Origin of the sequence: Virgibacillus sp. DJP39 (assembly GCF_049310925.1) — a bacterium.
In the GTDB taxonomy this organism is placed as follows: Bacteria; Bacillota; Bacilli; order Bacillales; family Amphibacillaceae; genus Virgibacillus_F.
The window spans coordinates 1-17,411 of the sequence record NZ_JBMERP010000076.1; the positions used below are offsets into that span (position 1 = coordinate 1).

Here is a 17,411-nt window from a genome sequence, read left to right on the forward strand (position 1 = left end):
CATAGTAAAATCGGTTCCTTACAACGTTTAGGAACCGATTTTTTTTGATTTGGTTTATAAAGCTAACGCACCCGTTAGCTCAAGAACACCTACTTTTTCAAGCTATCCAATAAGCTGTAACCAAAAACAATTCCAGCTATTTTTGCATAGGTTGGTTCATTTAATACAAATAGTTCGTTTGCCATAATCAGATTCATACCAAAAATGTATGACAAGAGCGGTAACATTGTTATACAAAGTGCTGGTAATGTAAGCGCAACAATTTTCACCCAATCAAATGTCCATCGCTTTTTTTCCTTCATCTCATTCATTAACTTAGGTAATCGCAGGAAAAATCCAATAACAATAGGAAATATAGTGCTATAAACTAAAACTGGTAGAATTTGATAGTACGTATCCACTTCTTTTTCTAAAAGGACCTGATACCTTGTACCGAGGTAAGATAAAGCACCGATAACAACTGTTAAACTGAAATAACCTAAAAATCGCTTCATTTTGATTTCCCCTTTATATCTCGCTTCTATTTATCTTCAACTAACCTGCTGCGTTAATTTAAGTACATCTGTTCACAAATTTATTTTAACATAAAATTCCAATGATTCTTCAAACACAAAAATAGGACCGCCGTAATGGACGATTCCTTGTTAAACTCTTGCACCCGATTGTTGATTAGCAAATTCTATTCCCAAGCTTTAGCCATAATGATAAAGTTGTATGTATTGCCTCTTATTTCATTTTGGAATTCGCCTTTCTTAATAAATCCTTCTTTTTCATATGTTTTTATGGCTCGTTCATTAAAGTCTACTACTGCCAGTTCCAAATGATTAAACTTTAGTAGTTCTTTTCCTTGTTCAATGGTTGCTTTAACAAATTTTGAACCGTATCCCTTTCCTGTTAATGAGGGCTTCATTTGAACCCCAACTGCTAATATTTCTTCTCCATCTTCTTCTACATTAAAAAACTCACAATTTCCTATTAAATTTTCTTTCTCGTCAATCACTGAAAATGCTCTTTCTGAATGAACACTTTGCTTAAATCCTTCAATTTTTTCTTTTTGAATATTGTTATCATAAAAAGAATATATTCCCTCATACGTCCAGGTAATGAACTCATTGATATCTTCTTTTGTTCTTCTTCTAATAGTAAGTTCCATACTTATCTAACCCCTTTACGCTTATCTTTTTGTTTCTTTCCATATGCCATTTGCCATTAAACAGCTGCGTTAGTGGAACAAGGGTGGCAATTCCTTATTGAAGGAAAGTACCCGTTAGCGTAAGAAAAACTTTATGCGCTAATCTCAACAATGAAGTTTTTCACTTGTTCCAAAAACTCAATTTCATCTTCTATATGAGCATAGTGAGAAGAATTCTGTAATTCTATATGTTGACTATTTTTAATACCAGCCCTAAACAGGTCAGCTTGCCCTACGGAAATTCCATCATACATACCACTAATAATTAGTGTGGGGCATTCAATTTCTTCTAACCTAGGAGAAATATTGTAATTAGTCATATCTGGATTTTTTTCTCCATTCCAAATTAACTGATTTGTTCCTGTGTCCTTATCATTTAACGCTTCAAGTAAATATGCAGGATAATCAACTCTACAATAATATAAGCTATTAAACCTTTTGGTTGCTATCTCTTTTTCATCAGATGATACTTTAATACCTTCCCTTAACTTCTTGAAGATCCTTAATAAATCATCAGTAAATTGTTCTATTTCAAACCTTTTCCTAGCCTCAAGGCATTTCGTCCAGTCTGCTATACCACTATGCAAAATTAAGCTTTGAATTTTTTCTGGGTATTGTAAAGCAATATTAACTCCTAAAATGGTTCCCCAAGAATGACCTAGGATATGATATTTATTTACTCCAACCTCGTTCATAACACTATTAAATTGTTCTATATAGTCACTAATATTTAGGGAAGTGAACTGTTCTGACCTAGTTGATTTTCCACTATCTATTTGGTCGTAAACGATGACGGGTCTTGTTTCAGCTAATCTTAAAAGGGGAGTTAAAGTCGTGTAAGAAAGCCCAGGTCCACCTGCCAATAGAATTACTGGGGCTGAATCTGCAAAATGTTTATTCGGAGTATGAACTTCATAATATGTTTTATAGTTGTTACTTTCTATAAATCCGTAACTTTTTTTGACTGAAGCAAAGTTACCGTACTTATTATTCATTAGAGATCCCTACCCTTCATTACAGTTAAAAGTTACCATATTAAAGAAAAGCACCAGTTAGTGGAACAAAGTCTAGTTCTTCGTAGACATGAATAATGATGGATTTAATTCTTCACTTTCAACCACTATAGCAGTTAACCCTTTATCTGTTTTAGTTTCATGCCATTCATCCTTCTTCCAAAATATAGCATCTCCCAGCTGAACCTTGAAATATTCTTCTGGTTCACCTCGAACATATCCTTTACCATTCATAATCAAGAGAAGTTGAGGTGTCACTGCTTGGTGGTAGCCTATAACACCATTTTCTTCTAAGTGCATACATCCTATATGAGTAACCTTTTCAGTTTGAATAATACGAGACATAATAAAATCTGAATTGAATTTCAAAATCGCTTTCCCACTATATTTATCGAATTTATAAAACTCCATTATGTGCCTCCTAAAAAATTTGGTACTATTCTACTTTCGCCAAATTTTATTTATGGATAGAATGCTGTGCTTTGTGTTTATCTCCTTCTTTAACATAAATATCATATTGAGTATTATCGCTGTGACCGATGGTTTGATTTACATTTGGATTTCTCACTATAACTGTTTGGTATGGAACTCCGTCTTCTTTAAGTTTGCCAGCAATTTTAAAATATTTTTCATTTCCAAATGCTGTGTATACCAAATTCTTATATTTAGAAAAAAGCATCCTAAACAATCCCATTTTCACAAAACTCCTCTCTAAAACTAAATTGCATCTGCAACTTCCTAGTAAATCTTTTGCAACACTTGCACCTTTAGTGGAGTACACATCCTTTTGTTTTTCTAATATAGTAGTGAGAAAATTATTCTGGTATATTAAAATCAAAGTAATTTCCAAAATCAGAATAACAGTCGCTTAAATGGTACTCAATACCATCTTCATTGTTGCTACTTACAAGATTAGCGCAAGTTGTACTTTTTTCTCTTTTATCAGAACCTGCATATTCATCTTGTGAATTATCATAAGTATATTTAATATTTTCCCCGTTATACTCTAAAGTAAGGAATATTGGGTCCCCTTCAGTAGTATATCTTGCGATGCGCACTGTGTCTTTATCATCATTTTCAACATTTTCAATGAAGTTTTTAAATTTATCTAAATTTCTGATTTCTCCACCTTGATTGACCGTCACGTCACCTTCTTTCACTTGTTGACAGGAAATTAACATTGATAAAATTATTATAAATACGAGCATTAAAGTTCCCCGCAAAATTTTACCACCTCCATAACTTAAACCTGTTTAACGAATTAGACGGGTTACAACTCTTTTAGGTCAAATATTGAGTTATTAAATTATCCTGCTGCGTTAGCACAATAGCTCCCATATTCATTTTAACATAAAATTCCATTTATTCTCCTCAAAAAAAATAGGACCTAAATCAAAAGTCCCCTCGGCATCTTCAATTCTTGCACCCAACAGTTGAATAACATAATTAAATTATTGTTCTAATATCTTCCCAACCATAAACAAGTTCATTTAGCTTTTTTCCGAAAATCTCTATCTCTACAGTATCAATCTTTTTTGCTCCAAGAAACTCGTAAAATGATCGAGAATTGTTTTCTTCTAAGACTAAAGCCGTCATAGAAAGTATATCTTTTTGTTTTAAATTTTCAATGATAGGTTCAAGCAATAATTTACCTATTCCCTTTCTTTGATGAGCTTCTAATATATAGATTGCATATAATTCACCGTTATACTTAGGATATTTACCTGACCTCTCTGTGCCTCCGTTAGAGAAACCAATAATTTTCCCATCATTAGTTTCAGCGGCATATACTACTTGGTTAGAGATTATGTCTTTCCATTTTTGTTCTCTGCTCTCATACGTCATTTGGTTTAAATACTTATCGGGAATAATATTCTTATATGTGGTTTTCTAACTGCCAACTTGCACTTTTGCAACGCCTTTAGCATCATCTGGAACTGCTTTTCTTATATTCATATTACACCTCAAATCATTTTTCTCTTCTTTCACTAAACTGTCTCTTTAGCACAATGGTAGCTGCCGCATCGACAACTCCTTGTTAAACACTTGCAGCCAATAGTTGAACAACAATTACATTAATTTTTGATATACGAACCACTTGTATTGTTGATTTCTCCTAATTCAATACGATTTCCATCTGGATCATTAAAAACTGAAATAGTACCCCAATCAAATTTTAAATTCTTCTTTGAAAAACAAACACCTCGTTCTTCTAATTCATTCATAATAGAATTTAGGGATTGGACGTCAAAACGAAGTACATTGGGATTTTGCTCTCTTAATTTTTCTTGATTTTTCCCAACACCGCCCTGTTCAACCATAAGATACCCATTTGGGAGTTCAAAAGATACAAGTGTATCTTTAACGTTTCTTACCTTCAACTGTAAAACGTCTCTATAAAAAGCAATACATTCTTCATAACGTTCGGCGAACAAGATTAAACCAAACTCACGAAACTCCAAATTTACACCCCTCAGATTAAAAAGTTTTATTATTTCTATGATTAGTTATATTTTTCCATTCGTGTGCCAAAACACTATATAGTAAAGAATCTCGCCAACCATCTTTCATTAACAAATCTTGACGGCTTCTTCCTTCCTTTGTCATTCCGACTTTTTCCAATACTTTTGATGATCCAATGTTTCCAGGGTCACAAGTAGCATATATCCGATGAAGTTTAAGTTCTTCAAAACCAAAACCAATCAATAACTTAGCAACATCTGTTGCTATGCCTTTTCCCCCAATATTTTGGATTTACAATATAGGCGACTTCTCCAATTTTGTTAGTAAAGTCTCTAATGTTAAACTCCCCAGCACCAATCATCTGTTCATTCAATACAATTGCAAAAACAAATCTTGTTCTTGGTTCTTGGGTTGAATCTTTAATCACTTGATTAACAAAACTTCTCGAATCTTCTTCTGTATTAGGTCCCCAAGGTTGATATTGACAAACTATATCTTGTGATGCGTATTTATGTACATCAATCCAATCATTATTAGTAAATTCCCTTAATAAAAGCCTTTCGTTTGAAAGAGAAATTTTAATGTGTTCGATTATAATCTCCCCTTTATTTATTTTTAAGTATATATCCTTCTTCCGCTATCCTGCGTCTATAGTGAATCAAGGGCGCTTGCCTTACTAAAGGAAAGCACCCGTTACTTTAAGAAATCTTTCCATATTGAATCGTCATATTGTCCATTTGTTATATTAAAAAAGTGTCCCATAAAGCCTAATTGAACTATGCCATATTCGTCTATTGTGTTCTTTGGTGCAGGAGCATATAGTGAAAAAAGAAAAAATTTGCCTCTGCTATTCGTACACTTTCAGGTATAGGAATTCCAGTTTCAGCTTCATTAAACTTTAGGTAGTCATCTTTCGTTGGGTTTGTTAAAACCGCAAAAACTAAAAAAAGTAATAACACGCTAAATGTAAGTACCAACTTCTTTAATCTTCGAGGTTCTTTTTTCATTCTTCACCCCCTATTTCTACACCACTGAATATAACCCTTGTTAAACAATGCTTCGGCTATAGTTGAACAAGCATACGGTATCTTATTGAAGTAAATCTACCCTTTACTTAAACAAATCATTCTCACCGTTTAATCTACTTACTTCCTTTTCTAGATAATCGAGTCGTTTATGAATCCTATAAAAAATTGGCAGATAAGCAATAACTATTATAATCGTCCACCCCATTAAACTCACTCCTTTTTAAATTATAGGTTGTTCTTTGTTCAAGGAAAGCAACAGTTTGTTTAATTATTAACCATGTTTTTTCAATAACAAATATAAGACAATAATCAAAATTATAAAGTTAGAAATTTGAAACATTCCTGAAAGGTCTGTGTGTTCAAAGATACTTTGAACTGGTGGAACTTGGTACAGTATAAACCCTAAAATCAGAGAAGCTATAACAACTAAAAAAGTATAAAGCATTATTCCTCTCCTTACGTTTTCTATTTTTTTCTTCAATTTTAAATGCCTTTAAGTTATACAGAGGGACAAATCCCTATTCTAGAATCGCTACCCGCTAGACTCTTATTGTTCTGTTAATTTATTTCGAATTAAAAATAAGGTTGTAATTAAAACGGCTTCACCTACAACTAATAAACCTATACCTAAAACCAAACCTCCAAAGAACAAAAATTCATTTACGCCCCAAGCGAAGAAAAACCATCCTATTATTGCAAATACACCTAATCCTAAATTGATAGTTCCTGCAATTAGAGTTTGTGGTAGAAACAATCCCGTTTTCCTAATCATCGTAGAAGCATATTTAAAACTTACAAAGGTTGCTACAATCATAAAAATAACATATATAGCCATTGCAATATCTATGCCACTCATGTAATCCACCCTTTATATAAATTTCACGTATCAGTCCATAATCCTTTTTAAAGGGATTCTGCTGCGTTAATTTTAATTACATCTGTTCGCATGTTCATTCTAACATAAAATTCCAATAATTTTTCAAATAAAAAAATGGATCGCCTTAGTAGACGACCCTTGTTAAATGTCCTTATAATTTAAACTTGTACCCTTCAACCCTCAATAAATATTTGCATCATACTCGATTGGAAACAAGATGTTTTTCATATCGTTTATTCATATCATTTTCAGAAAGTATAGAAGTTATGTAATCAACAATAGTGTGGTTTTCATAAATAAATGTATGCTCTAAATTGTTATCATCTTCTAATATTCTTGGTAGATATTTTTTTAAATTGCTAATAACTCCCCTATTATCATCATCTAATATCCAATCAATTGACTTCCATTCTAAAATACCTTCGTCAGTATGTAAGGGGGTAGCAATATGTGCTTCATCTGGTAAATCAGCAATAAAGACATACATCCCTTCATTATCCTCAATCTCATCCTTATCTTTAAAGATGACATTTCCTTTATAAGTAACACTATCAAGCTGAATAGCCGTTTCCTCAAACGTTTCTCTAATGACTCCTTCATATGGGGTCTCATTTTCCTCGATTTTACCCCCAACACCATTCCACAATCCCATGGTCGGCTTTTTATTTCTATTTAAGAGGAGTATTCTTTCTCCTTTTCTTATTAAACAAATCGTGTATTTATACATTCCATCATCTCCTTTCTGTTTACTCTTGCCTCTTTATTGAATAAATCTGCTTCAATCTTTGTTCTTAAATTACCTAATCCTTTTTCTTATTGGTAACTCTTCTTCAAGCCCATCCCCCTTAGTTTTTAACCTGACTAATATATGAGATTTTTAAGAAACTGAAATCCGTATATCAAAGCACCACAAATTGCAATACATAACCCTACCATTACAAATCCATAGACAAAACCTTTACCCATTGCGATTAAATCTAGAAACATATTCTTAAAAGTACCAAGTACCTTACTCATAATCATCCTCCCCATTGGCAATTCATCATTCTAATTACTGTTAACACTACCGTGGTTGGCATTTGAGGTTCATTATCTAAAACAAGATACCATAGACACAATTTCTGATTTAATTCTATTAGGCTGTCGATTTTCTTCGCTTTCTAAGAGAATTTATCACTAGCTTAAAATAATTGTTCAATCTCATAAGCTACTATTTCGATACTCGATATAGACAAAATCACTTATCCTTCAACAATCGCAAGGTATTTCAATATTTGCCCTTCTGATTCAACAATTAAAATATCTCCTCTTCCCTTAGCTGAAAAGATCTTTGCACTAACTGGAAGTTTATTCGCCATCTCATTTTTGAATTCTGTACCAGCATCAGGGTCCAATGTTAAAACTTCTTCAGCGTGACTTTTTTAATGTTGTTACAAACCTACCATATTAGTGGTGTAAGGATTATTCAGGGAAACCGCCATCAGCTTATGGACATTGCTTCTCATGTTGGCTAAATCCCCATTTAGTTATGGTTCGCATTTCTTTCTTCTACCTTTAGCTTTAATAATAGTACCGTTTTATTTTGTTTAATTATTCTATTTACTGATTTCTCATCATGTAAATCAAGAGTTCGCTTTGAATTACCTTCTGTTTCTCTGTAAGCTGCTAATATTTTAGTTTCTCCTAACTTTAATTTTATTTCTTCTTTCCCTATTGCATAATCCCAGGAACCATTAGTCTGAAATTCCTTTTCAATTATTGATGGTTGAGTTCTTACACTAGGTCCATAAAGAAAAACTAAAGTGTCTTCTGAGTTCGGATTTACCATTCCAAACCCCAAATGCCCTTCACTAACTTCTTTCGGACTGTTGCCGTAGGATAATTGCGTTAATGGCTGAGAATCTTTTTTTCCATCCTTGTAACTTTCAACCCAAAGATTCACCATCTTTTATCAGCATTTGGTAAATAAAAGTAGAAATCAAGTACAACCCCTAAGTTTAAGTCCTTAAAAGTATTCACATACTCAGAGTCTGATTTTATTGATATAGTAGGTGCCTCAGGTTCGTTTTTATTAGAACAACCAACACTAATCAGGAGAAAAGCAATACTTACAATTACATAAAACCTTTTCAATGTATCTCACCACCTTAGTTTTTTCATTCCACTAACCTGCAAGAAATGCCTTTTTGTTATTAAGAATTGCCCGCTAATTTCACTAAACAGCTTCGTTAGTTTAGTAACTTCAATAAAAAGAGCGTCAATCCAACTTGGATCAACCCCCAATAATTAACACCTTACATGTTTGCGTTTAAAACCCAGCTTTCCTTTATCCATTTCTTTTTTAATACTGTCGTAAGCGTTTAGGAAGCTGCTTTTCTTCTTTTCCCGCTTAACTTCTACTGTACCTACTTCCATTGCGGTTTCAACTGCCTTTTCATTTAGTGGTAAATAGGAAACCCCCACAGTGTATAGAAAATTATTCATGGCAGATTTGGTTCTTTCTGGCGAATTATGAATCTCATTTTTCACGATATCAAGCATGTTAGAAATCTTACTTTCAGAGAAAATATTATCTGGGCGATTCCCTAAAAGCCAACAGTAACAACTCCATCCCGCTGACATTTTGAGCTCCTCACCGCTTGCAATCCATTTATCGGCAACGTCCTGTGCAATATCCGACTCAGATAGTGTTACTGCTACTACATAATCGGACAGCATATAAAAATATGCCGTTTCTATCCAAGCGTCAAAATCTGACTCTGTCATGGCTTTTGGGTCTGCAATAATACCTGCAAAATACATTGCATCATAGTTACCTGTAGCATAAAGCTCCTCAGCTAAACCTTGATTTATTTTGATCTTCTTTACGATTGGTTTCATAGCACCTGTAGCCACGCCAAAAAGGGGATCATGTGCACCATTAGATATATATATTTTTTTTGTTCGTTCCTTACCCAAGGCTTCAAGCTCCCGCATAACTGTTTGGAAATCCATAGTTTTGTACTTCCTTTCTTAATACTAATACCCGCTTTATTGAAAGAACTAATTTATATTCTTTTCAAGTCATCTGCTTCTATAGTTGAACAAGGGGGTGATGCAAATTCTTATTGTAGGAAATGCAAGTTAATGCAATAATCTATTGTTCATAATTTTACTTTTCTTCTATTTGAATCTTATATTCCTTATAATTATTAGTATTTTTTAAACTAATGGACCACTCATCTTTTTTAGCATCATATGAAATGGATTGGACAGTTAAAATTTCATTTCCAACTTCATTCTGGTTTAAGGCTTTATTTAAGGCTTCAGCGTCGGAAAGTGTTGCATCTTCAGGAGTATAACTTGTTTTAACTTCTAATTTCCCAACAGATGTTTGACCAGGGTATGAGGTTTCTACTTCTCCCTTAAACCAGACGCTTACTTGTTCTCCCACCATTACATCATTTGGTGCTTCGTTTGCCCAAACGGCGTCATAAAATTCTTTCGTTCCACCACTCTCACTAAAATCCTTGACTTCTTGGCTTACAACTAAAATTCTTTGTTCCTTTTTATCCATAACATAGCCAGTGATTCCTGGCTTCCCATTATATTCATTGGTATCATCATTACCACACCCGACTAATATCATCACAAAAGATAGTATTAAAAGGACAGTTTTTAGCATTAACCCCCTCCTTTTCTTCCTAAGCTGCGGCGTTAGTGGAATACCAATTGGTTTTTTGTTATTTCATCCTTGCACACTTTACATTAAGTTGGATTGTTCACAATGTTAATTTGAATTTGGTTAGAATTACTTTTCACTTACATAAGTTCCAGCTATTATATCGTGAATTGCTCTTTTGTCTTCCCGAAATATAACCATAAAAACACTTACTATTAGGGATATTCCAAACGTGACAATACCAATAAGGTGAAAACCTACAAACTCCCTTAAAACAGTATTGGAAAGTTTAACATTGTCACCATCTGTTCGTTTTAATTTGATATTACAAATTCGTTTACCCATAATATATCCAGCCCATAATACAGGGATAACAATTAAGTATAATGTGTAAAATAAATCCCAAATCAATCCTTTATTCAAAGCAATACTGGAGTCATCTGTAAAAAAGTAAAATAAAACTCCAATCAGAATTGAAAAGATGCTAACATCTAAAAACCTGGCTAATAGTCTTTTACCAAATCCAGCATAACTCTCCAAATACTTCTCTCCTTTGTTATAAAGTATTTTTCATAAAAATTTATTGTTAACACTAGCTGCCATAGTTGAACAAGAAGTGTAAATCATAATTCATCGAAATTACCTGTTGGTGTAATAAGAATCAAAGATTACTAAGCAGTTTTTTCTCCTTTTGAAGAAAAAATTATTACAACAGAAATGACAATAATAAAAAACCCAATGTTTTCAATGATTTCATGATCAACTAGTTTGTTAAGAATATAAGATAAAACTCCTGCTGTTAAACCGGAGAATATAACTCTTAGTATACTGCCTCTTATATTCATAGCACCCTCCTATACTTACAATTTCAACTACCCTAATGATTTAACTCACGTTATTCTCCGTCAAATGAAGCAACCGAGATAGCTATTGCAACAGCAATAACAATAATACCTCCTACAACAAGACTAATAATGAAACTTTGTTGAGAAATATTCAAAATCTCCATAATATCCATATGTACAACCATCCCTTTATTTAATATTGGAAATTCTTTGGACAAGCCCTATACTTGCTTATAACCCTACTAACTATGTTCAAAAAAGCTGAATCCCATTTTCTACTCCTATGTAAAAAATAACATACAAATCTTTGCCTGTGATCAACAAATAACAATTACTCCTATTAATGTTTACGGTATACACCACTATTAAGTTTTAGCTTATTCAACATAATAAATTAATGTCACGCCAAGTTATTCTCTTAGGATATAAATAACTCCCTTCTATAACTCTTCCTCTGCTTTAAATAGCGATTATGCTATTTAACAATCGCAGCCTTTACTTTAATAGATTCACTTTTTTTAGTTCACCTACAAAACAAGAAACAAGTGAAATCAACAAACCTACAAATGAAATGCCAAGACCAAAAGATACCGAACTGCCACTTGAAGCTGAAATCCAGGCTATACCGAAGAGAGATATAGAAACTCCTAATAGTGATAAACGCATTATTACTCCCCCTTGTGTTAAAATTCTTCTTCCACTATCCTGCTGATTTAGCACAATAAGAAAAAGAAGCTATCGCACAAACTCTTCTCCAACTCTTGCACCCTTTCCTTTAATAGTATTGAGTCTCCTTACTTTTTTAAAACCAACGTCTCCTCTTCCCCATCCCATTTTAGTTTTATAACGACTTCTTCACTTTTAAGTGCCACCCTACAATCGGAACATGTCGTTTTCACGGGTAAATGATCCGTATCCATCTTCATTGTACCTTCTAAGTTAACATCGTCTTTTTCAGCGATAATGCTATAAGTTATAGGTACCGAGATTTCATCCTTATCCTTAGGAATCAATTCAAATGATCTAACCCTCTCATTATCTTCCTCAGTACCTGTGTATCGCCCTATCCAATTTTCAGATTCCCCACTTAATGACTTGTTTCCACAACCTGTTAAGGTTAAAGAGATGATAATTGCTGTTACCAAACCAATACCCTTTATGTGTTTCTTCAAAGTTTTCACCTCCAATGTTTTTCCCTAAACTGCTGATTTAGTGGAAAAAGGGTGGCAAATTCCTTGTTAAAGGAAAGCAACCGTTAGCTAAGTATAAGTATAAGTAATACAAGAACAGTTATTATTTACCCATTCTATGTCTTGCTGTATTTGTATTTGAAGATACTGGCATGTGGGAGAAAACATTGGAAAGACCAAACTTTGGCATATTGTTATATATAGCTTCTGATTCATTCTTTTGGACTTTATAAGTCTCGTGATATATCCCTACACTACCGTCATCTTTAATTTTACTATTGAAATTTCTCCAAGCTGTAGAATGTGTTTCCCCACGAGCATATGCCTCCAGAGCTTCAAAGTTCGTCCAATATTGGATTAGCGTTACCCCTCGCCAACTAAACAAAAATTCAGTATGAAAGAAACCCAATTCAGGATTTTGATATAATTCGTTAATCATTGGTCTCATTGCTGTGAATACTGGTATCCACTTTGTAAAAGATAAAATCTTGTTTATACGTATTCCTATTATAAATAAGACCAAACTCTCATCAGCATTTGCAATAAACCTACCGTCATAAATTTTCTTACTCAAATTAACCCCTCCAGGTAATCATAATCCCTTATTGCTAACTTTCTGCTTAAGCACAGTGTGAGCTGCCAAAATCGACAACTTTTTGTTGCACTCGTTAAGTGTATATTTTCAGATTCAAAATCCGCTCATAGCAAAACCTAATCCAATAGATAGTAACAGTCCAGGTATTAGCAATATGGCTAAAAAAATTAATGTTACTACTCTAAAAATCCCCTTACCAAAAACAGCTAACATTAATGAAAATAGAAATCCAGACAACATTATATAAAATGCTATTCCACCTGGCACTCCAAAATATTTCATTAAAATTGGGTGGATTAACATAGTCAAAATAAACAATATAAATGCGGTCATACTAAGGCGTTCTCTAATCATAACTATCCTACCTAACCTTTTTTATAGTTTCTCAAGATAAAATATCTCCCCTGCACAAAATACTGGTTAATTTCTAATGTTTGTTCAGCATTTCCTCCACCAGATAAAATTAAAGTTCCCATATATCCCCCTACATCTGAGTACTGCTTAATTTTTCATTCCATTACCTCGTATATGTTTAACAAGCTAGTTATTTAATCTATGTAATATGGTTTGCAGTTCAAACTAAACCATTGTCTTTAGCTGCATTTATATCTGATAGACGATCTCCTACTACTGCCGCATTGGTAATACCATACTTTTTTATAATACTTTGAACTAAGTCCGATTTATTCAATGAGTCTATTTGTTGGATACTAAATGTCTCAGTAACCCAATTATCAAGATTATAATAGCTCACAATTGCTTTTAGATAATCCGTTAAACCATTACTTGCTATGTAAATTGCACAGTTATTCTCTTTTAAATAACTGAAGACTTCTTTTACATTAGGGTATAAAGCGCCGCTCCCAATTCTTATATTTCCAACTAATTTGCCCAGAAAATAAGCATCAGTTTGCTCTCTTACCTCGTTGGAATGATTAGGCAATAAAGTTTCCCAAACCTTTGGCAAAGGTACACCCATAATTTCACGGTATTCATCTATTGGGGTTGCTGTATTCCATCTATTCAGTGATCGTAAATGATCAAAAGTTTCATCTAGTGATAATTCTAAAATTTTATCTGTTTGAAATATTGTTCCATCCATATCAAAGATTAGTGCTTGAGACATTTCTGTTCTCTCCTCATAAAAAACTTATAACCTCAGGGTCACTCCAAGATTAATTTGTCATTGAGTTCTCCGTTACCATTAGTCCAAACTCTATATTTCTGACCATCCCAAGGTTGCTTCTATTTTTGTTATTTCAGGGTTACTTTCCCTTACGTTTGACTTCACCATTTTAAGTTTAAGTTTAAAGTTTGCCGATTTATCCCCCCCTGTTAAGTTCCCCAAGATCTAGAAAAACTTCGCTTCATCAAAAAACAATTTTCACTAACTTTTATGTTTTAAACTGTCCAATAAAATATATCCAAAAACAATACCTGCTGTTGTTATTAGTGTGGAGCTTCTAATCAGCATTATTTCTTTGATCAAAAATAAATTTTCTCCAAGAGATGTTGTAGATAAGATCGGTAATGCCGCTATATAAAGAGTTGGTAGTCCGATAGCGACAACCTTAATCCAGTCAAATGTCCATTGCCTTTTTTCTTTGACTTCAATAATCAATTTAGGTAATCGTAGGGATAGCCCAATAATAATAGGGAATATGGTGGTAAATCTCACGACAGGCAACATTTTAAATTCCCTTTTTGCTTCTTCTCCTAAATGAATTTGATACTTTATTCCCAAGTAAACTATAATTCCAATAATAATTGTCCAAACAAAATAATATAAAAATCGTTTCATTCAATCCCCCCATATTTTAAAACAATTAACCTCTGTTTTTTGCTCGAAAACCTCTACAAAATTTTAACATAAAATTCTATTTATTTTCCGCAAAAAAATGGACCTTCGATTAGTAACGGGTTCCGTTACCTATCGCAAACATTAAAAATGCAATCTAAAATGATTTCTTATGGAAACTGCATTAAATTTGTATTGTAAATTGTACCCTAACATTTTCAGTCGCAAAATTAGTAAGCAATTTGCTGTACATTTTGTCGGTGAAAACTAACAATTAACTATTTATTTACTTGATTTTACAAGGTATTCTGAATAGTTATGTTAAAATTAATACAGGGATTGTGAACAATTACACTTAAACTAACGCCGCAGAATACTTTAACAAGTATGATGGATTTAGATGGTAAAATTTTTACAAGGAGGGGTGAGCAAATTGAGAAAAATCATCATGATTTCTATTATAAGTATTGTCGTAATTTTAATTGGAATTTTTTCTTTTATTAAATTTAATCCACCATTAGTTAGTGGAACTATTGGTGCGACAAACGACCATAATGCAGTTCTTGTGGAAATTGGAAATAAAGGTTTTAGTGAAGTGAAGGTTGATGATGTGTTGGTGAATGGTAATGAAGAACCATTAAATTTAAAAATGCAGGTTAGTAATCCATTAAAGGGCTTTATTTTAACTGACACTTTCGATGAAGAGGCAAAAGAATACGGAATACACGATATTGAGAATGTAACAATCAAACCTGATTCAGCCCCTTCTGCACAGTTAGAAAAAGTAAATAATGGTACAGATACAACTGATGATAAAAGTTATGGAATTAATGTTGTCCATAACAAAGTGATAGAAAAAGTAAATATAAAATACAGTTATTTAGGAATATCTTTTGATGAAATTGTAACAGTTAAATAAGCAATTCAACTAAAGGGTACTTTCCTTGAATAAGGGATTGCACTCTTGTTCAACTATAGGTGCAGGTTTGTTGAACAAAAACGATAAAGCAAAATCACTATTTAGGGGGGGTTTTTTGTTTTTTTTTATTTTTTGTATTTTTTGGATTATTGGTGTAATGGTAGCTGAATTTACATTAAGCCTGTGGCAAAACGGAGAAGTAGACTGGAGCAATATTGTCTCTATGAGTATAGCTGGCGTTATAGGTGTACTTATTGCTTTAGGAGTAAAGAAGGTTTTAAAAAAAGATGAAGACTAAACCTACTGAATATGAAAAAAATTATTGAAGTAAAGGGTGCTTTCTTTGAATAAAGAATGCTTGCTTGTTCAACTATAGCAGCAGGATAGTGGAATAAGAAAAATTATAGAAGGTGGGAATTCTTATGGGTAAATTGATTCTTGCTGGAGGCGGAGATGCTGAACAATCCCTATCAATTGATAAAGAATTTGCAAGTTTAATTGACAAGGAAAAACCATTGTTATACATCCCCATTGCAATGGATACGAACTCTATTCCTTATGATTCTTGCTTCAATTGGATAAACGGTGTTTTTAATCCACTTGGAATAGAGGATATTACGATGTGGACTGAAAGTGAGCTAAATAATAAGAGTGTCGAAGCTTTAATGCCATTTTCGGCAGTATATATAGGTGGTGGTAATACATTCAGCCTATTAAATGATTTTAATGAAACATTTTTCACGAACGTTTTAAAAGAATATTTAGCAAAAGGCGGAACTATATACGGTGGTAGTGCAGGTGCAATTATATTTGGAGAAAATATAAGGACTTGTTCTCATGTGGATTCCAACCATGCTGGCTTAAAAGAATTTTATGGTTTAGGTCTTGTTAAAAATTATTCAATATGGTGCCACTACAAAGTTGAAAACGATACTCTAATTAGTGATTATATATCTCACTATAAAAATCCAGTTATCTCATTACCAGAAGAAACGGCGTTATTTATAGATGATGAAGTTATAAAAGTAATTGGAACCCAGCCAGCTTATTTGTTTGGTGAGGAAAATAAGAAAGTAATTCAACCAGGAACCTTGTTAAGCTAACGGGTGCAAGAGTTTAACAAGGGATCGTCCATTACGGCGGTCCTATTTTTGTATTTGAAGAATTATTGGAATTTTATGTTAAGATAAATATGTGAAAAGATGTACTTAAATTAACGCAGCAGGATAGTGAAAAAATGAATGTGGATGAAATGATGTATAGGGAAATTGAAGGGGGTGAAAAATTAGTATGTTCTTAAAATGGTTTTTGCTAATCGTAGGTATAGCAATCATAGTAGGTACTCTGATTTTTGGTATCTCTACGGAACAGTCAGTTCCAGCGGGTGTAGATTTAGGGTTAGAAATTTATTACTTCATTGCCGTCTTAATTGGAGGCTTATTTATTTACTTGAGTACCAGGCTTTATGGAAATCAAAACAAATAGATTTCCTCATCGACAAACTTAAATAAACGGGTGCGATTGTTCAATAATGGCTTCTTGTGCTAAAGACGCAGAATTGTTTAAAAAGGAAGGATGATTAAAATTAAAAATACTTCAAAGTTTTTAGGGATTATCGGAGGGTTTTCCAGCGTAATTTTGTGGATGGTGCTAAACTTTTATAATCCTTACTCAAATCCAAATGAGGCTGAACCTGTGTTAACAACATTTTTTATGCTGTTACTTCCAGCCTGTTTAGCGATCATTGCTTCTATTACATCTAAACCATCATTCTTGTTAGTTGCTTTTGTGTGGTCATTACCATTTAGTCTGTATTTAGTTCTTACACCT

At 33.1% G+C, this 17,411-nt stretch carries 30 protein-coding genes and 2 pseudogenes; 4 read left to right on the top strand and 28 right to left on the bottom strand.

What is annotated here, in order from left to right:
* Positions 1-89: 89 nt before the first annotated feature.
* The 28 genes and pseudogenes from ACOI1D_RS17545 to ACOI1D_RS17680 all read right to left on the bottom strand — a co-directional run bounded on the left by ACOI1D_RS17545 (position 90) and on the right by ACOI1D_RS17680 (position 14,665).
* Positions 90-494, bottom strand: a complete 405-nt coding sequence (locus tag ACOI1D_RS17545; RefSeq protein ID WP_422503058.1) for a hypothetical protein — start codon at positions 492-494, stop codon at positions 90-92.
* A 185-nt stretch (positions 495-679) separates the two neighbouring features.
* Positions 680-1,153, bottom strand: coding sequence for a GNAT family N-acetyltransferase (locus tag ACOI1D_RS17550; RefSeq protein ID WP_422503060.1), 474 nt, complete (start codon positions 1,151-1,153; stop codon positions 680-682).
* Between the two features lie 131 nt (positions 1,154-1,284).
* A complete protein-coding gene (locus ACOI1D_RS17555) occupies positions 1,285-2,187 on the bottom strand; it encodes an alpha/beta fold hydrolase (RefSeq protein WP_422503061.1) in 903 nt (300 codons plus the stop codon).
* Between the two features lie 72 nt (positions 2,188-2,259).
* Entirely contained in the window at positions 2,260-2,616 is a 357-nt protein-coding gene (locus ACOI1D_RS17560) for a cupin (protein WP_422503063.1), read from the bottom strand.
* A gap of 46 nt (positions 2,617-2,662) precedes the next feature.
* On the bottom strand, positions 2,663-3,055 hold the full coding sequence (locus ACOI1D_RS17565) for a hypothetical protein (protein ID WP_422503099.1): 393 nt from the start codon (positions 3,053-3,055) through the stop codon (positions 2,663-2,665).
* Positions 3,021-3,428: a DUF4362 domain-containing protein gene (locus ACOI1D_RS17570; protein ID WP_422503064.1), complete on the bottom strand. Its 408-nt coding sequence runs from the start codon at positions 3,426-3,428 to the stop codon at positions 3,021-3,023. Before ACOI1D_RS17570 ends, ACOI1D_RS17565 begins: the two co-directional genes overlap by 35 nt.
* 223 nt (positions 3,429-3,651) lie before the next feature.
* A complete protein-coding gene (locus tag ACOI1D_RS17575; protein WP_422503066.1) occupies positions 3,652-4,050 on the bottom strand; it encodes a GNAT family N-acetyltransferase in 399 nt (132 codons plus the stop codon).
* A 230-nt stretch (positions 4,051-4,280) separates the two neighbouring features.
* Complete coding sequence (locus ACOI1D_RS17580) at positions 4,281-4,667, bottom strand: VOC family protein (RefSeq protein ID WP_422503067.1); 387 nt, start codon at positions 4,665-4,667, stop codon at positions 4,281-4,283.
* 16 nt (positions 4,668-4,683) lie between these two features.
* Positions 4,684-5,245 (bottom strand): annotated as a pseudogene (locus tag ACOI1D_RS17585) (GNAT family N-acetyltransferase).
* 214 nt (positions 5,246-5,459) lie between these two features.
* Entirely contained in the window at positions 5,460-5,675 is a 216-nt protein-coding gene (locus ACOI1D_RS17590) for a hypothetical protein (RefSeq protein ID WP_422503069.1), read from the bottom strand.
* Positions 5,676-5,778: 103 nt separating this feature from the next.
* The gene (locus ACOI1D_RS17595) at positions 5,779-5,901 is read right to left on the bottom strand and encodes a hypothetical protein (protein ID WP_422503070.1); all 123 of its coding nucleotides are present in this window, start codon (positions 5,899-5,901) and stop codon (positions 5,779-5,781) included.
* Between the two features lie 342 nt (positions 5,902-6,243).
* Positions 6,244-6,552 (bottom strand): hypothetical protein, encoded by a 309-nt coding sequence (locus ACOI1D_RS17600; protein ID WP_422503071.1) that lies wholly within the window; start codon positions 6,550-6,552, stop codon positions 6,244-6,246.
* A 217-nt stretch (positions 6,553-6,769) separates the two neighbouring features.
* Positions 6,770-7,300, bottom strand: a complete 531-nt coding sequence (locus ACOI1D_RS17605) for an NUDIX hydrolase (RefSeq protein ID WP_422503072.1) — start codon at positions 7,298-7,300, stop codon at positions 6,770-6,772.
* Between the two features lie 134 nt (positions 7,301-7,434).
* Entirely contained in the window at positions 7,435-7,590 is a 156-nt protein-coding gene (locus tag ACOI1D_RS17610; protein ID WP_422503073.1) for a hypothetical protein, read from the bottom strand.
* A gap of 224 nt (positions 7,591-7,814) precedes the next feature.
* Positions 7,815-7,967, bottom strand: coding sequence for a hypothetical protein (locus ACOI1D_RS17615; protein WP_422503074.1), 153 nt, complete (start codon positions 7,965-7,967; stop codon positions 7,815-7,817).
* 128 nt (positions 7,968-8,095) lie between these two features.
* Positions 8,096-8,518, bottom strand: a complete 423-nt coding sequence (locus ACOI1D_RS17620; protein ID WP_422503075.1) for a hypothetical protein — start codon at positions 8,516-8,518, stop codon at positions 8,096-8,098.
* Complete coding sequence (locus tag ACOI1D_RS17625; RefSeq protein WP_422503076.1) at positions 8,512-8,706, bottom strand: hypothetical protein; 195 nt, start codon at positions 8,704-8,706, stop codon at positions 8,512-8,514. Before ACOI1D_RS17625 ends, ACOI1D_RS17620 begins: the two co-directional genes overlap by 7 nt.
* Positions 8,707-8,859: 153 nt before the next feature.
* Positions 8,860-9,567, bottom strand: a complete 708-nt coding sequence (locus tag ACOI1D_RS17630; RefSeq protein WP_422503078.1) for a DNA alkylation repair protein — start codon at positions 9,565-9,567, stop codon at positions 8,860-8,862.
* A 157-nt stretch (positions 9,568-9,724) separates the two neighbouring features.
* Positions 9,725-10,237, bottom strand: coding sequence for a YobA family protein (locus ACOI1D_RS17635; RefSeq protein WP_422503079.1), 513 nt, complete (start codon positions 10,235-10,237; stop codon positions 9,725-9,727).
* A 126-nt stretch (positions 10,238-10,363) separates the two neighbouring features.
* Positions 10,364-10,774: an RDD family protein gene (locus ACOI1D_RS17640; protein WP_422503081.1), complete on the bottom strand. Its 411-nt coding sequence runs from the start codon at positions 10,772-10,774 to the stop codon at positions 10,364-10,366.
* A 131-nt stretch (positions 10,775-10,905) separates the two neighbouring features.
* Positions 10,906-11,079 carry a hypothetical protein gene (locus ACOI1D_RS17645; protein ID WP_422503083.1) on the bottom strand — a complete coding sequence of 58 codons (174 nt, stop codon included), beginning with the start codon at positions 11,077-11,079 and terminating at the stop codon, positions 10,906-10,908.
* Positions 11,080-11,129: 50 nt separating this feature from the next.
* Entirely contained in the window at positions 11,130-11,297 is a 168-nt protein-coding gene (locus tag ACOI1D_RS17650; RefSeq protein ID WP_422503084.1) for a hypothetical protein, read from the bottom strand.
* Between the two features lie 277 nt (positions 11,298-11,574).
* Positions 11,575-11,745 (bottom strand): hypothetical protein, encoded by a 171-nt coding sequence (locus tag ACOI1D_RS17655; RefSeq protein WP_422503086.1) that lies wholly within the window; start codon positions 11,743-11,745, stop codon positions 11,575-11,577.
* Positions 11,746-11,873: 128 nt separating this feature from the next.
* On the bottom strand, positions 11,874-12,251 hold the full coding sequence (locus tag ACOI1D_RS17660; RefSeq protein ID WP_422503088.1) for a hypothetical protein: 378 nt from the start codon (positions 12,249-12,251) through the stop codon (positions 11,874-11,876).
* 121 nt (positions 12,252-12,372) lie between these two features.
* Positions 12,373-12,843 carry a DUF4188 domain-containing protein gene (locus ACOI1D_RS17665; RefSeq protein ID WP_422503089.1) on the bottom strand — a complete coding sequence of 157 codons (471 nt, stop codon included), beginning with the start codon at positions 12,841-12,843 and terminating at the stop codon, positions 12,373-12,375.
* A gap of 114 nt (positions 12,844-12,957) precedes the next feature.
* The gene (locus ACOI1D_RS17670; RefSeq protein WP_422503090.1) at positions 12,958-13,197 is read right to left on the bottom strand and encodes a hypothetical protein; all 240 of its coding nucleotides are present in this window, start codon (positions 13,195-13,197) and stop codon (positions 12,958-12,960) included.
* 244 nt (positions 13,198-13,441) lie between these two features.
* A pseudogene (locus tag ACOI1D_RS17675) lies at positions 13,442-13,990 on the bottom strand (HAD family hydrolase); the annotation flags it as partial.
* 261 nt (positions 13,991-14,251) lie between these two features.
* Entirely contained in the window at positions 14,252-14,665 is a 414-nt protein-coding gene (locus ACOI1D_RS17680) for a hypothetical protein (protein WP_422503092.1), read from the bottom strand.
* A 430-nt stretch (positions 14,666-15,095) separates the two neighbouring features.
* Between ACOI1D_RS17680 and ACOI1D_RS17685 the strand changes: the two genes are divergently transcribed.
* From ACOI1D_RS17685 to ACOI1D_RS17700, 4 genes are all read left to right on the top strand, one after another.
* Complete coding sequence (locus ACOI1D_RS17685) at positions 15,096-15,581, top strand: hypothetical protein (RefSeq protein ID WP_422503093.1); 486 nt, start codon at positions 15,096-15,098, stop codon at positions 15,579-15,581.
* 70 nt (positions 15,582-15,651) lie between these two features.
* Positions 15,652-15,879 (top strand): hypothetical protein, encoded by a 228-nt coding sequence (locus tag ACOI1D_RS17690; RefSeq protein ID WP_422503094.1) that lies wholly within the window; start codon positions 15,652-15,654, stop codon positions 15,877-15,879.
* A gap of 124 nt (positions 15,880-16,003) precedes the next feature.
* Positions 16,004-16,684 carry a Type 1 glutamine amidotransferase-like domain-containing protein gene (locus ACOI1D_RS17695; protein ID WP_422503096.1) on the top strand — a complete coding sequence of 227 codons (681 nt, stop codon included), beginning with the start codon at positions 16,004-16,006 and terminating at the stop codon, positions 16,682-16,684.
* Positions 16,685-16,871: 187 nt separating this feature from the next.
* Positions 16,872-17,066, top strand: coding sequence for a hypothetical protein (locus ACOI1D_RS17700; protein WP_422503098.1), 195 nt, complete (start codon positions 16,872-16,874; stop codon positions 17,064-17,066).
* The last annotated feature ends 345 nt before the right edge of the window (positions 17,067-17,411 follow it).